Origin of the sequence: Pseudarthrobacter sp. 1C304, from assembly GCF_052245515.1 — a bacterium.
GTDB lineage: Bacteria > Actinomycetota > Actinomycetes > Actinomycetales > Micrococcaceae > Arthrobacter.
This window is the reverse complement of the sequence record NZ_JBQQCH010000005.1, coordinates 74,418-87,073: the sequence shown is the minus strand read 5'-3', so window position 1 is coordinate 87,073 and position 12,656 is coordinate 74,418. Positions and strand designations below refer to the sequence as shown.

The window sequence follows — 12,656 nt, the reverse complement described above, 5'->3', positions numbered from 1 at the left end:
CGCCGCACCGCGGACGCAAGATGGGACTGCGGCGGTCCGTCCGGCCGCCTCAAAACCAACCAGAACGGAGGCCACCAGCATGGCTGAGACAGTGGACGAACTAGGGCCGGTGGACTGGCTCGTTGTGGAGTTCCCCGGGCCGAACTTCGGCAACGGCCAGATCGCCCCGTTCCTGGCGGACCTGGTCCAGCGTGACCTCATCAGGGTGCTCGACATGGTGTTCCTGCGGAAGACCGAGGACGGCACGCTTGAGACCGCGGAAATCTCCGACCTCGACGAGAGCCAACTCGGCGAGATTCGCATGGCCGAGGCCGAACTGGCCATGGTGCTCTCCGAACAGGACGTCATGGACCTGGCCGAGACGATCGAGCCCGGCCACTCCGCCGCGGTTCTTGTTTGGGAGAACCAATGGGCTGCCCCGTTCGGCGCGGCCATCCGCAAAGCCGGCGGACAGCTCGTGGCCAGCGGCAGGATACCCACCCAGGCCGTCATCGCCGCCTTCCAGGCCGACGCCGATGCCGAGTCACCCGAAGCAACGAAGGAAGGAGCCTGACATGCCACTGGCAGCACGACGCAGGCGCAGGACCGCCGCCGCCGTCGGCGGAGCAATCGTCGTCGCCCACGGGATCAACCGTCGGCACGACCGGCGGGACGACCGGCGGGACGACCGCGGAGACCGGCGGGAAGACCGCCGCGACCGCCGCGACTGACACCGTTTCACGACAGGGCCGGCTCCCGGTCCACGCAGGTGCGCTTGATTCTTTCCGGATCAGGCGCACCTGCTTCGTGCGGCCGTAGTCCGCCGTTGGGCACCGCGGTGTTAGCTTGGTCACGTGCCGGGTTTTCGGGCAAAATGAGCGCGCGGCGGACCCCATACTTGGAATGACCCCGGCGGATTCTTCCCACCGCCCGGCGTGAGGAGGGGCCATGAAAACCTTGATGATTCTGCAGAACACCGTGAAACGTACCGTCAGGAACGAGTACTTTCCCGCCGCGGCCGTGCTGGCCGGCGTGGTGCTGTTTTGGGGTCTCGGGTTCTTCGGCGGGCTGTCCCTCCTGAGCGACCACCAGACGCTGCTGACCACGCTCAGCTGGCTGCTCTTCGTCTACGCCGCGGCCGTGCTCACGCCCCTGGCAGGGCTCCTGGCCGTGGCGGACCTGACCCGGCGCTGGCTGCGGAACCGGGCGTCCCGTGCTGCCGAGGCAGGGACTGCGTCCGCGTAGCGGCACCGGGCAGGGCTATTCGAACCGCGCCGGGTCTCCCATGCCGCGCCGGACGACCTCCGCGGTCCCGCTGGAGTAGTCCACCACGGTGGTGGGTTCCGCGCCGCAGTCACCGGAGTCGATCACGGCGTCCACCACGTGCTCCAGCCGTTCCTTGATCTCCCAGCCCTGCGTCAGCGGCTCTTCCTCATCCGGCAGCAGCAGCGTGCTGGAGAGCAGCGGTTCGCCGAGCTCTGCCAGCAGGGCCTGGACCACCTTGTTGTCCGGGATCCGCACGCCCACCGTCTTCTTCTTCGGGTGCAGGAGCCGCTTGGGAACCTCTTTGGTGGCCGGCAGGATAAACGTGTAGCTCCCCGGGGTCACGGCCTTGATGCTGCGGAACACGTCATTGTCGATCTGCACGAACTGGCCCAGCTGCGCGAAGTCCTTGCAGACCAGGGTGAAGTGGTGCTTGCTGTCGAGCTGGCGGATGGCCCGGATCCGGTCCAGGGCCTCCTTGTTCCCGAGCTGCGCCCCCAGCGCGTAGCAGGAATCGGTGGGATAGGCGATCAGCCCGCCGGAACGGAGGATTTCCACCGCCTGGCTGATGGAGCGCGGCTGGGGATTGTCAGGGTGAACGTCGAAATATCTCGCCATGGGACGAGCTTACGCCCGACGGCGGTACAGGAGCCCCAGGCGGCCGGCGCAGGGCCTCGTGGCTGACCACGGGCGGCCCGGTCAGCGGCGGCGGTCAGTGCTGCTCGTCGTGGTGGATGCGCTCGTCGAGGTGCCGCAGCGGCTCCCCGCTGCCGCTCCACTGCTTGGCGATGAATTCCGCGGCGATGGACACCGCCGTCTCCTCCGGGGTCCGGGCCCCCAGATCGAGGCCCACGGGGCTGTGCAGCCGCGCCAGCTCCTCGTCGCCCAGCCCGGCCTGGCGCAACCTGGAGATGCGGTCTGCATGCGTCCGGCGCGATCCCATGGCCCCGATGAAGGCGACCGGCCGGCCCCGGAGGGCCACCTCCAGCAGCGGGATGTCGAATTTCGGATCGTGGGTGAGGACGCACATGACAGTGCGTTCGTCCACCAGGCCCTGTTCCTCCTGCTCGGCCAGATAGCGGTGCGGCCAGGCGTTGACCACTTCAGCCGCGTCGGGAAAGCGGGCGGACGTGGCGAAAACGGCCCGCGCGTCGCACACCGTGACCCGGTACCCCAGGAAGGTGCCGAGCCGGGCGAGCGCGGAGGCGAAGTCGATGGCGCCGAAGACCAGCATCCGCGGCGGCGGGGCGTAGCTGGCGAAGAAGACCCGCATGCCCTCGTCCAGCCGCTCCCCGTCGGGGCCGTAGCCCAGGATGCCTGAGCGCCCGGCGGCCAGGAGTCCCTGGGTGTCATCGCCCACGGCATGGTTGGCCCGCTCCGACCCGAGGTTCCCCTCGAAGCCGTCCGGCCGCACCACCAGGTGCCTGCCCAGCCAGCTGCTGTCCGGGTGTTCAATGACCGTGGCCACCCCCACGCGGTGCCCGCCGTCGATATCCGCCCGGACGGCGTCGAGTTCGGCGAAGCTCCGCTTCGAGACGGGTTCCACGAAAATGTCGATGATCCCGCCGCAGGTCAGCCCGACGGCGAACGCATCGTCGTCGCTGATGCCGTAGCGCACCAGGACGGGCGTGCCGTCCGCCTTGACCTGGGTGGCCAGCTCGAACACGGCGCCTTCGACGCAGCCGCCGGAGACCGAACCCACCGCTTCCCCGCCGGCCGTGACCAGCATGGACGCGCCGGGGAGCCGCGGGGCTGACTTGAAGGTGTCCACCACGGTGGCCAGACCGGCGGTGTCACCCTTCCGCCAGCCCGGCATCAGGGCTGCCAGGACGTCACGCACGGTCGGTCTTCAGCCTCCCGACGGCCCGCACCAGCCGGAACGCGGAGTGCCGGCCCGCCCAGTAGGACACGCAGGCCACCACGGCCACAAGCGCCAGGACTTTCCCGGGGCTGGCCAACTGCTCCGCTGCCATTGACTTTGCGAGGCTGAGGGCATCCAGGCTGCCCGCGGGGGCGGCCGGGCCCGCAGTACGGGCCACTGCAGGCGCGGGCACAGCCGCCGGCGGCACGCCCGGCAGTTCCGCGGCCGGCGCCGGGGGAGTTGGTGCGGCCACCTTGGCCGACGCGGCCTGCGCTGCGGCAGCCTCCGACGCCGGCACAGGCTCCGGCACGGCTGTTTCCGGTCCTCCTCCCGCGCCCGGTCCTCCCCCCGCGGCGGCTCCTTCCCCCGTGCCAGGGGAAGCGATCATGGCCTGCAGGCTCTGTGCAAACAGGGCCATCATCTGCTCGGTCACGCTGCCGATCACGCCTTTGCCCATGGCGGCGGCCTTGCCGGACAGGGAGAGGTCGGCACTGACGGTTCCGCGGGTGGTGCCGCCGGCCTCCTCCGCCAGCTGCAGGGTCACCGTGGCTTCCGCCGTGCCCTGCCCGCGGGTTTCCTGGGCTTTGCCGCCGAGGACGGCGCGGTGGTCGGCGGCGTTGCGCTCGATGACGTTGAGCAGCCCCTTGTACTGCATGTTCACGGGGCCCAGCTTGACCGTCATCCCCACCTGGTAGGCGTCGTCGGAAAGCTTGTTCAGGATCTTGGCGCCCGGGACGCAGCCGGCCACGCGTTCGAAGTCCATGATGGTGTCCCAGACGGTGTCGATCGGTGCGACCACCGAAAAAGCGCTGTCTATCTGCATGAGTTCCCTCTTTCTTTCAGTGATGTCCCGCCGCCGCGGATTGCGGCCGCCACTTCAGCAAGCGCCGCATAGCTGTGCCCGCTCACGAATGTGTCGCAGAACGGCAGGGCCGCCGCCATGCCGCCGGCCAGCGGCTGGTACCCGGGTGCGGCTTTGCGCGGATTGACCCAGATGATGGTGTGCGCCAGGCGGCGCAGCCGGGCCATCTGCGCCGCGACGTTGCCAGGATCCTCCTGCGCCCAGCCGTCCGAGAAGATCACCACCACCGCTCCCCGTGCCAGCCCGCGGCGGCCGTGTTCGTCGACAAAGCGCCGGATGCTGTCCGCGATCCGGGTCCCGCCGGACCAGTCCGGCGCGGCGTCGGCTGCCCGGGCCAGGGCCTCGTCCGGGTCGCGCAGCGCCAGCTGCCGGGTCAGGCGGGTCAGCCGGGTGGAGAACACAAAGGCCTCGGCGCCGGCGGTGGCCACGGCGCCCTGCAACAGTGCGACGAAGATCCGCGCGTACGGTTCCATCGAACCGGACACATCGCACAGCAGCACCAGTTTGCGGCGCTGCTCGCGGCGCCGGGCATACAGCAGCCGGGTGGTGTCGCTGCCTGAACGCCGGGCGGCGCGGACCGTGGCCCGGACGTCCAGCCGGGCGCTGCTGTGGGCAGATTTGCGGGTGCGGCGGCTGCGGCGCGTTGGTGTGGCGAGCAGCAGCCGGGCAGCCAGCCGCCGGATTTCCAGGACTTCCTCGCCGGTGAGCTGTGCGAACGAGGTCGCGTGCAGCCGTTCCTCGGGGGATGCCATGGCCAGTACGGCTTCCCGCCCGGGGGTGTGGTCCCCGCTGCTGTCCGCTCCGGCGGAGGCAACCGCCGGCGTGGTCCGGGGGTGCGCGGGAGCCCGTCCGGGGGCGCGGTCCTCGGCCGGGGACGGGCGGGTGCGGGCGTCCGCCTGGACGGCTGGAGGGGACCCAGGTGCCGCAGCGGCTGGGTGCGGTGCGGCGGGGTCGAAGCCGCCGCGGAAGACCGCGGCGAAGACGGAGTCGAACACCGGCAGCTGGTCGCGCGCGGACACCAGCACCACGCGGGACGCCCAGTAGAGCTTCCCGACGTCCGAGGGCGGGACCAGGCGGAGAGCCTCGGCCAGCCGCACGGCCCGGTCCGGCGAGCAGGTCAGCCCGGCCCGGCGGAGGGCCGTGACGAACGCCGCAGACAAGGCGGCCGCCTTCACCTCCGGGACGGCCGCGGCCCGGGTGCGCTGGGTCCCGGCCATCAGCGCCTCACCCGTCCGTGCCGGCGACGAGCCAGCCGGCCCCGCGGGCGCCGACCAGTTCCAGGTCGTCCCGGTTCTTGACGATCGAGCCGAGGGTCGCCTCCGCCGTCGCGGCGTCGATGCGTTTGATGCCCAGCACGGCGAGCGCCGACACCCAGTCGATGGCCTCGGAGATCCCGGGCGGCTTGGCAAGGTCCAGGGTGCGCAGCTTGGTGATCACTGCGGCGGCCTGCAGCGCGAGCGGGCCGCTGCTGGCCGGCACCTTGCGGCGGACGATTTCGGCGATCCGTTCCGGGCCGGGGTAGTCGATCCAGTGGTAGAGGCACCGCCGGGTCAGGGCGTCGTGCAGGTCCCTGGTGCGGTTGGACGTCAGGATCACGATCGGAGGGTGGGTGGCGCGGATGGTGCCCAGTTCCGGAATGGTCACCGCGGCCTCGGCCAGCAGTTCGAAGGTGAACGCCTCGAATTCGGCGTCGGCGCGGTCGATCTCATCCAGCAGGAGGACCGCCGGGCGCGGGCCGGGATGCTCGATGGCCTGCAGCAGCGGCCGGCGGAGCAGGTACTCCGGGGCGAAGAGGTCCGTTTCGGTGACCGCGGCGTCACGCACTTCCGCCAGCCGGATCCCGAGCAGCTGCCGCTGATGGTTCCACTCATAGAGGGCCTCGCCGGCGTCGATTCCCTCGTAGCACTGCAGCCGGTACAGGGGCGTGTCCAGCAGTCCGGCCAGGGCCTTCGCCGCCTCGGTCTTGCCCACGCCCGCCTCGCCTTCGAGCAGGATGGGCTGCGGCAGCCGGACCGCCAGGAACAGGGCTGTGGCCAGTCCGACGTCGGCAAGGTAGTCGTTGCGCTCCAGCGCCGAGACCAGGGTGTCGACGTCGGGAATCCGCCGCCGGACGTCCTCCTCCGCGCCGATGCGCGCCGCTGTGCTCACTGGGCCCCCTCCAGCGCGGCCAGGATCCGGCGGTAGTCCTCGTCCGTGTCCACGTCCAGGGGCACGGTTCCCGGCACGGGGAGTTCGACGACGTCGCCCGCCCGCTGCGCCAGCAACCTCCAGACCGCCTTGTCGCCGTGCAGGGCGGCCAGCTCCGGAAACATCCGCCGGGTGAACGCGAGCGGGTGCCCGACGCCGTCGTCATACCGGCAGACGGCGATGCCGGGTGCGCCTTGGCCGGCGTCGGCGCCTGCCGCGAACAGCAGCTCCGCCAGCGCCCGAGCGGTGGCCGCCCGGACTTCCGGCTGGTCCCCGAGCAGAAGGACGACGGCGTCCGTGTCCGGGTGGAGCGCGGCGATGCCTGCGGCGATCGAGGAGGAACAGCCCTCGCCGAAGTCCGGATTGAGCACGATGTCGCAGCCGGTGGTGTCGACCGTGCGCTGCACCTTCGCGGCCGAGCCCCCGAGGGCCAGTACCGTCTGGTCGAAGCCGCAGTCCCGGGCGGTCGCCAGCACGGCATCGAGGAGCACGCCCCGCCCGTAGGGGAGGAGCTGCTTGGGCCGGCCGAGGCGCCACGAGGCCCCGGCCGCCAGGATCAGCCCTGCCGTCCCGTGCTGCGCGGGCGGATGTTCAGGGAGTGAGGGCATAGCGCTCCGGATCTTTGCGGAAGGCGGCGCGGCAGCCGGGGCAACAGAAGTACACGGTAACTCCGTTGTGCTCGAGCTGCAGGGCGGATTCCCCTGTGGTGACCGTCATGCCGCAGACGGGGTCGGTCGCCGTCGCCGGGGCATCCTCCGCCGGAGGACGCGCTGCCGCGGGCACGGGCGACGGCACTGGCAGCGGGGTGGTGGGCCGGGCTTTGGCCCTCTCCTGGACCAGCTGCGCCAGAATGGACAGCGCGATCTCCCCGGGGGTGCGGGCACCCAGCGGCAGCCCGGCCGGGGTGAACACCCGCGAGCGCTGCGCCGGGTCGACGTCGAGGGATTCCAGCACCGCGGCGCCCCGGGTTCCGCTGGCCACCAGCGCGACGTACGGCACTCCGGCGCGGAGGGCCGCCTCCAGCGCGGTCTCCTCGGCCTTGCCGTGGGACGCCACGATCAGCGCGGCATCATCCGGCCGGGGTTTTGCGGAGTCCCCGTCGGTGAGTTCCATGGCCAGGCCCACACCGGCGCCGAGCGTCCCGAGGGCCTGCGCCACGGGCGTGGTGCCCACCACCAGCACCCGCGGCGCCGGAACGCGCGGCTGGAGGAAAATGTCGATCGCCCCGCCGCTCAGGCAGGGGTTGGACACTTCCACCGCGCCTTCCCCGGCGCTCCGGGACGGTTCACCGGGCACCACCCGCAGCAGCAGCGGCTCCTGGGATGCGAGGACCTGCAGGCTGTACTCCCGCACCGAGGACTCGACGCAGTTTCCGCCGACGAAGCCCCGGATGTCGCCGCCGGCCAGCACCAGGGCGGTGTCGCCGGCGTGGGCGCTGGTGGGGCGCTGGGCGCGGACCACGGTGGCGTGCACGAACGGCTCGCGGCGGGAGGCCAGGTCATCGGCCAGGGCCGCGAGGGATTCTCCGGTCGGCGCCATGTCAGATCGGTGGCCTTGCCCGGCCCTGCATGGCCGCCCAGACCCGGGCCGGGGTGCAGGGCATGTCCATGTGCACCACCCCGAAGGGCGCCAGCGCGTCGACGACGGCGTTCACGATCGCCGGCGGTGAGCCGACCGTGGCCGACTCGCCGATGCCCTTGGCCCCGATGGGATGGTGCGGCGACGGGGTGACCGTGAAGCCGGTCTCCCAGTCCGGGACTTCCATGGCGGTGGGGATCAGGTAGTCCATAAAGGACCCGCCCAGGCAGTTGCCGTCCGCGTCGAACTCGATGATCTCCATGAGGGCCATCCCGACGCCGTCGGTCAGCCCGCCATGCACCTGGCCTTCGATGATCATCGGGTTGATCCGGGTGCCGCAGTCGTCCACCGCGATGAAGCGGCGCACCTTGACGTGCCCGGTGCCCGGATCGACGTCGACCACGCAGATGTACGCGCCGAAGGGAAACGTCAGGTTCGGCGGGTCGTAGGTCACCTCCGCGTCGAGGTTGCCGTCGACCCCTTCCGGCAGCGTCATGGTGCCGTGGGCGGCCATGGCGATTTCCGAGATGGTCTTCCCTGCGCTGGGATCGCCCTTGACGTACCAGCGGCCCTTTTCCCACTCGAGGTCCTCCGGCCGGGTTTCCAGCATGGCCGCCGCGATCAGCTTCGCCTTCTCCCGCACCTTCCGGGCGACGAGCGCGACGGCGCCGCCGCTCACCGGCGTCGAACGGCTGCCGTACGTGCCCAGGCCGAACGGCGTCTGGTCCGTGTCGCCGTGGACGACGTCGATGTCCTCCGGCGGGATGCCGAGTTCCTCGGCGACAATCTGCGCGAAGGTGGTCTCGTGGCCCTGGCCCTGGCTTTGCACCGAGAGACGGACCACGGCCTTGCCGGTGGGATGGACCCGCAGTTCGGCGCCGTCGGCCATGCCGAGGCCCACAATGTCGAAGTGCTTGCGGGGGCCTGCGCCCACGGTCTCGGTGAAGAAGGAGATGCCGATCCCCATCAGTTCGCCGCGCTCCCGCTTTTCCTTTTGCTCGCGGCGGAGGTCGTCGTAGCCGGCCAGCTGCATGGACAGCCGCATGGCCGGTTCGTAGTTGCCGGAGTCGTAGACCCAGCCGGTCTTGTTGGCGTAGGGGAACTGCTCGGGCTTAATGAAGTTCTTCAGCCGCAGTTCGGCCGGGTCCATCTCCAGCTTGCGGGCCAGGATGTCCACCATCCGCTCCACGAGGTACACCGCTTCGGTGACGCGGAAGGAACAGGCATAGGCCACCCCGCCCGGCGCCTTGTTCGTGTAGACGCCGGTGACGCTGCAGTATGCGGCCTTCAGGTCGTAGCTGCCGGTGAAGATGGAGAAGAATCCGGCGGGGTTCTTGGTGGGCTGGGCGGTGGCGTTGAACGCGCCGTGGTCGGCCAGCACGTTGGTGCGCAGCGCGAGGATTTTGCCGTCCCTGGTGGCCGCGATCTCGCCCTGCATGATGTAGTCGCGGGCGAAGGAGGTGGACATCAGGTTCTCGGAGCGGTCCTCCACCCATTTGACCGGTTTCCCGGTGACGATCGAGCCGACGACGGCGAGGATGTAGCCGGGGTAGATGCCCACCTTGTTGCCGAAGCCGCCGCCGATGTCCGGGGAGACCACGCGGATCTTGTGTTCCGGGATCCCGGCGACGATCGCGAACAGCGTCCGGTGCGCGTGGGGTGCCTGCGTGGTCTCGTACAGGGTCAGTTTGCCGTCGACGGCGTCGAAGTCGGCAATCGCACCGCACGTCTCCATGGGGGCCGGGTGCACGCGCGGGTACACCATTTCCTGGGAGACGACGACGTCGGCGCTCGCGAAGACCGCCTCGGTTTCGGCTTTGGCGCCCATATCCCAGTCGAAGATGTGGTTGTCCGTGCGGCCCTCGATCTCGTCGCGGATCACGGGGGCATCGGGGTCGAGGGCCTTCCGGGCGTCAATGACCGGGGGCAGGACGTCGTACTCGACGTCGATCAGTTCCAGTGCGTCGCGGGCGGCGTAGCGGTCCTCCGCCACCACAAACGCGACTTCCTGGCCCTGGAAGCGCACCTTGTCGGTCACCAGGACGGCCTGGACATCCGCGGAGAGGGTCGGCGCCCAGGCGAGCTTGAGCCCCAGGAGGTCCTTGCCGGTGATGACGGCGTGGACCTTGGGGTGGGCGAGCGCGTTGGTGGTGTCGATGGAGACGAGCCGGGCGTGCGCTACGGGGGCCCGCAGGATGGCGCCGTGCAGCATGCCGGGCAGCACGATGTCGTCGAGGTAGTTGCCTTTCCCGCGGACGAAGCGCGGGTCCTCTTTCCGCTGGATCCGGCCGAAGCCGATCGGGCGGTCCTCGTCGCCGGCCGCCGGGTTGCCGGGCCGGTCGTGGATGACGGTCATGCCTTCACCTCCGCGTCATGCGTTTCCGCTGGGATGTCTGTGATGACGGTGTCCGTTCCGTCGAGAACCTCGTCCGCCGCGGCGTCGCTGTCGCCGCCCGCCGGATGGGCGGCGGCCCACTGCACGGAGCGGACAATCGTGGCGTACCCGGTGCACCGGCAGATCTGGCCGGAAATGGCCTGCCGGATCTCGGTGGCGTCCGGATGCGGGTTCTTGTCGAGCAGGGCCCGCGCGGTCAGCATCATGCCGGGGGTGCAGAACCCGCACTGCAGACCGTGTTCCTCCATAAAGCCCTGCTGGACCGGATCCAGCGTGCCTCCGCTGGCCAGGCCTTCGACCGTGCGGACATCGTGCCCGGCGGCCATGGCCGCGAGCACGGTGCAGGACTTCACCGGCTGGCCGTCCAGGAGGACCACACACGTCCCGCAGTTGCTTGTGTCGCAGCCCCAGTGGGTGCCGGTCAGGCCGAGGACCTCGCGGATGTAGTGGACCAGGAGCACACGGGGTTCAATCTCCGAGGTGACGTCGTTGCCGTTGACGGTCATGCTGATCTGCATCTCTTCAGCCTTCCTGCTTCTGGGCGGTTGCCTGGGCGGCGCGGGCACAGGCCTGTCGCAGGACCCGCCGGGTGAGTTCGTCGGCGAGGTGCCGCTTGTAGTCAATCGGGCCGCGCTGGTCGGCCACAGGGTCGCAGGCGTCCGCGGCGAGCCGTCCGGCTTCCACGAACAGGTCCTCCCGGGGCTGCTGGCCGCGGAGCAGTTCCGCAGTCCCCGGAACAGTGTGGTCAAGACCCAGGGCAGTCAGTCCGACGGCGGCATCGGCAATGCTGCCGTCCTCCGCGAGGGTGACGGCCGCGCCGGCGGCCCCCACCGCCCAGTCGCCCACCCGGCGCTCGACCTTGGCGTACGCGCTGCCGGAACGCGGCCGGATGGGGACCCGGACCTCACACAGCAGTTCGTCCTGGCCCACCGCCGTCTCGTAGGGGCCGCGGTGGAAATCGGCCATCGCCAGCGTGCGCTCGCCGGCCGGCCCCCGGATCACGGCTTCGGCCCCCAGCACATCGCAGACCGTGGACAGGTCCTCGGCCGGGTCCGCCTGGCACAGCGACCCTCCGATGGTGCCCCGGTTCCGGACGACCGGATCGGCGATCACAGCTTCGGCGTCCCGGACGATGGGGAAGAGGGCCGCGACCTCCTCCGACTCCAGGAGGGTGGTGTGGCGGGTCAGGGCGCCGATGCGCAGTTTGCCGCCGTCGCGCAGGATGAAATCGAGTTCGTACAGGTCGTTGATGTCGATCAGCCACTCGGGCCGGGAGAGCCGGAGCTTCATCATCGGCAGGAGGCTGTGGCCCCCGGCGACCACCCGCGACTCCGGCCCGTGCCGGGAGAGGAGCTCCAGCGCGTTGTCCACCGATGTGGCCCGCACGTAGTCGAAAGGAGCCGGAATCTGCATAGTCCCCACCTCACTCCAGGGCGCTGGCAACGTCGCGCAGCACCGGTGTGCGGCAAGTGTTGCCCCGCCTGATACGGAGTGTCAATATCGACATAAGCGAAAGGTTATGACGCTGTGCCGATGACGCTGAGCCAGCTCCGCACGTTCGCCCTGGTCGCCCGGCTGGGGTCGCTGCACGCTGCCGCGGAGAGCCTCGGGGTCAGCGAACCGGCAGTGTCCGCGGCCCTGACGGCGCTCCGCCAGGACCTTGGTGACCCTTTGTTCGTGCGCGCCGCGGGCGGCATCGCGCTGACCCCGGGCGGCCGGGCGCTGGCCGACTACGCCCAGGACATTGTGGGGCTGGCGGACCAGGCCCGCTGGGAAGTCTCCAACGCCACGAACGACGCCGGCCGGCTGAAGATCGCTTCGACGGCGCCTTTTGCCGAACATGCGGCGGGCCGGCTGCTGGACCTCTTCACCAAGCGCGTCCCCGGGGCGGCGGTGGATGTGGTGGTCGAGTCCGCGGAGGACCTTGCCTCGCTCCTGCAGGAACGGGCGTACGACATCGCCCTCGGCGCCCGGCCGGCGGCGCCGGCCGGGAACGGGGTGGCAGAGCGCGGGCTGGAGAGCGTCGCGTTCCTGCGCTACCAGCGGGTTGTGGTGGCGGCGGCCGGGCATCCACTGGCCCGGCTGCCCGGCCCGGTGCCAGCCGCCCGGCTGCTGGACCGGCCCTGGTTTGCCGGGCCAGCGGGGATCCAGGGCAGCTCGGAGGAAGGCCGCTGGCTGGCATCGGCAGGATTGATGCCGGACATCATCCGGCTGAGCAGCGAGACCGAGGCCCTGGCGGCGGTGCGGGCAGGGGAGGGCATCATGCTGGCCCTTGGCCACATTGTCCGGACCGAACTCCAGAGCGGGGTCCTTGCCCGGCTGCCCGTCGCCGGCACCCCGGTCACCGGCCTGTGGTGGGCCACCACGCTGGACCACCGCCGGACCACTTCCATGGCCCGGACGCTGCAGCGGTTCGCGGGCACGGCCGACGCCACCTCGGCGATGGTCGCCCCCGGCGGCTCACGTGGCCTTGAGCGCCGCGGATCGAAGTTCCACGTCGCGCTGTGGAGCTGAACCGCCCTGTTGCCGGC

The 12,656-nt window shown here is 70.7% G+C and carries 14 protein-coding genes; 4 read left to right on the top strand and 10 right to left on the bottom strand.

What is annotated here, in order from left to right:
* Positions 1-79 precede the first annotated feature (79 nt).
* From ACTWQD_RS11580 to ACTWQD_RS11570, 3 genes are all read left to right on the top strand, one after another.
* The gene (locus tag ACTWQD_RS11580; RefSeq protein WP_443196273.1) at positions 80-553 is read left to right on the top strand and encodes a DUF6325 family protein; all 474 of its coding nucleotides are present in this window, start codon (positions 80-82) and stop codon (positions 551-553) included.
* 1 nt (position 554) lies between these two features.
* On the top strand, positions 555-710 hold the full coding sequence (locus ACTWQD_RS11575; protein WP_443196272.1) for a hypothetical protein: 156 nt from the start codon (positions 555-557) through the stop codon (positions 708-710).
* A 217-nt stretch (positions 711-927) separates the two neighbouring features.
* Positions 928-1,224: a hypothetical protein gene (locus tag ACTWQD_RS11570; RefSeq protein ID WP_443196271.1), complete on the top strand. Its 297-nt coding sequence runs from the start codon at positions 928-930 to the stop codon at positions 1,222-1,224.
* A 15-nt stretch (positions 1,225-1,239) separates the two neighbouring features.
* Here the strand turns inward: ACTWQD_RS11570 and ACTWQD_RS11565 are convergent, their stop codons facing one another.
* The 10 genes from ACTWQD_RS11565 to ACTWQD_RS11520 all read right to left on the bottom strand — a co-directional run bounded on the left by ACTWQD_RS11565 (position 1,240) and on the right by ACTWQD_RS11520 (position 11,538).
* Positions 1,240-1,860, bottom strand: coding sequence for an L-threonylcarbamoyladenylate synthase (locus ACTWQD_RS11565; RefSeq protein ID WP_443196270.1), 621 nt, complete (start codon positions 1,858-1,860; stop codon positions 1,240-1,242).
* 94 nt (positions 1,861-1,954) lie between these two features.
* Positions 1,955-3,082 (bottom strand): XdhC family protein, encoded by a 1,128-nt coding sequence (locus ACTWQD_RS11560; RefSeq protein ID WP_443196269.1) that lies wholly within the window; start codon positions 3,080-3,082, stop codon positions 1,955-1,957.
* The gene (locus ACTWQD_RS11555; protein WP_443196268.1) at positions 3,075-3,926 is read right to left on the bottom strand and encodes an SRPBCC family protein; all 852 of its coding nucleotides are present in this window, start codon (positions 3,924-3,926) and stop codon (positions 3,075-3,077) included. Before ACTWQD_RS11555 ends, ACTWQD_RS11560 begins: the two co-directional genes overlap by 8 nt.
* Positions 3,917-5,182, bottom strand: coding sequence for a vWA domain-containing protein (locus tag ACTWQD_RS11550; RefSeq protein WP_443196267.1), 1,266 nt, complete (start codon positions 5,180-5,182; stop codon positions 3,917-3,919). The genes ACTWQD_RS11555 and ACTWQD_RS11550 overlap by 10 nt, the downstream gene beginning before the upstream one ends.
* Positions 5,183-5,189: 7 nt before the next feature.
* Positions 5,190-6,113: an AAA family ATPase gene (locus tag ACTWQD_RS11545; RefSeq protein ID WP_443196266.1), complete on the bottom strand. Its 924-nt coding sequence runs from the start codon at positions 6,111-6,113 to the stop codon at positions 5,190-5,192.
* The gene (locus tag ACTWQD_RS11540) at positions 6,110-6,760 is read right to left on the bottom strand and encodes a nucleotidyltransferase family protein (RefSeq protein WP_443196265.1); all 651 of its coding nucleotides are present in this window, start codon (positions 6,758-6,760) and stop codon (positions 6,110-6,112) included. Before ACTWQD_RS11540 ends, ACTWQD_RS11545 begins: the two co-directional genes overlap by 4 nt.
* Positions 6,744-7,691, bottom strand: a complete 948-nt coding sequence (locus ACTWQD_RS11535) for an XdhC family protein (protein WP_443196264.1) — start codon at positions 7,689-7,691, stop codon at positions 6,744-6,746. Before ACTWQD_RS11535 ends, ACTWQD_RS11540 begins: the two co-directional genes overlap by 17 nt.
* Before the next feature lies 1 nt (position 7,692).
* A complete protein-coding gene (locus ACTWQD_RS11530) occupies positions 7,693-10,086 on the bottom strand; it encodes an aerobic carbon-monoxide dehydrogenase large subunit (protein ID WP_443196263.1) in 2,394 nt (797 codons plus the stop codon).
* The gene (locus ACTWQD_RS11525; RefSeq protein WP_443196262.1) at positions 10,083-10,643 is read right to left on the bottom strand and encodes a (2Fe-2S)-binding protein; all 561 of its coding nucleotides are present in this window, start codon (positions 10,641-10,643) and stop codon (positions 10,083-10,085) included. Before ACTWQD_RS11525 ends, ACTWQD_RS11530 begins: the two co-directional genes overlap by 4 nt.
* Positions 10,644-10,647: 4 nt before the next feature.
* Positions 10,648-11,538, bottom strand: coding sequence for an FAD binding domain-containing protein (locus ACTWQD_RS11520; RefSeq protein WP_443196261.1), 891 nt, complete (start codon positions 11,536-11,538; stop codon positions 10,648-10,650).
* Positions 11,539-11,658: 120 nt separating this feature from the next.
* Here ACTWQD_RS11520 and ACTWQD_RS11515 point away from each other — a divergent pair, with 120 nt between their 5' ends.
* Positions 11,659-12,639, top strand: coding sequence for a LysR family transcriptional regulator (locus ACTWQD_RS11515; protein ID WP_443196260.1), 981 nt, complete (start codon positions 11,659-11,661; stop codon positions 12,637-12,639).
* Positions 12,640-12,656: the final 17 nt, after the last annotated feature.

Coding starts and splice junctions, on each gene's coding strand:
- ACTWQD_RS11540 (WP_443196265.1), bottom strand. CDS start 6,760: ATGCCCTCACTCCCTGAACATCCGCCCGCGCAGCACGGGACGGCAGGG.
- ACTWQD_RS11520 (WP_443196261.1), bottom strand. CDS start 11,538: ATGCAGATTCCGGCTCCTTTCGACTACGTGCGGGCCACATCGGTGGAC.
- ACTWQD_RS11550 (WP_443196267.1), bottom strand. CDS start 5,182: ATGGCCGGGACCCAGCGCACCCGGGCCGCGGCCGTCCCGGAGGTGAAG.
- ACTWQD_RS11565 (WP_443196270.1), bottom strand. CDS start 1,860: ATGGCGAGATATTTCGACGTTCACCCTGACAATCCCCAGCCGCGCTCC.
- ACTWQD_RS11570 (WP_443196271.1), top strand. CDS start 928: ATGAAAACCTTGATGATTCTGCAGAACACCGTGAAACGTACCGTCAGG.
- ACTWQD_RS11535 (WP_443196264.1), bottom strand. CDS start 7,691: ATGGCGCCGACCGGAGAATCCCTCGCGGCCCTGGCCGATGACCTGGCC.
- ACTWQD_RS11580 (WP_443196273.1), top strand. CDS start 80: ATGGCTGAGACAGTGGACGAACTAGGGCCGGTGGACTGGCTCGTTGTG.
- ACTWQD_RS11515 (WP_443196260.1), top strand. CDS start 11,659: ATGACGCTGAGCCAGCTCCGCACGTTCGCCCTGGTCGCCCGGCTGGGG.
- ACTWQD_RS11555 (WP_443196268.1), bottom strand. CDS start 3,926: ATGCAGATAGACAGCGCTTTTTCGGTGGTCGCACCGATCGACACCGTC.
- ACTWQD_RS11530 (WP_443196263.1), bottom strand. CDS start 10,086: ATGACCGTCATCCACGACCGGCCCGGCAACCCGGCGGCCGGCGACGAG.
- ACTWQD_RS11525 (WP_443196262.1), bottom strand. CDS start 10,643: ATGCAGATCAGCATGACCGTCAACGGCAACGACGTCACCTCGGAGATT.
- ACTWQD_RS11575 (WP_443196272.1), top strand. CDS start 555: ATGCCACTGGCAGCACGACGCAGGCGCAGGACCGCCGCCGCCGTCGGC.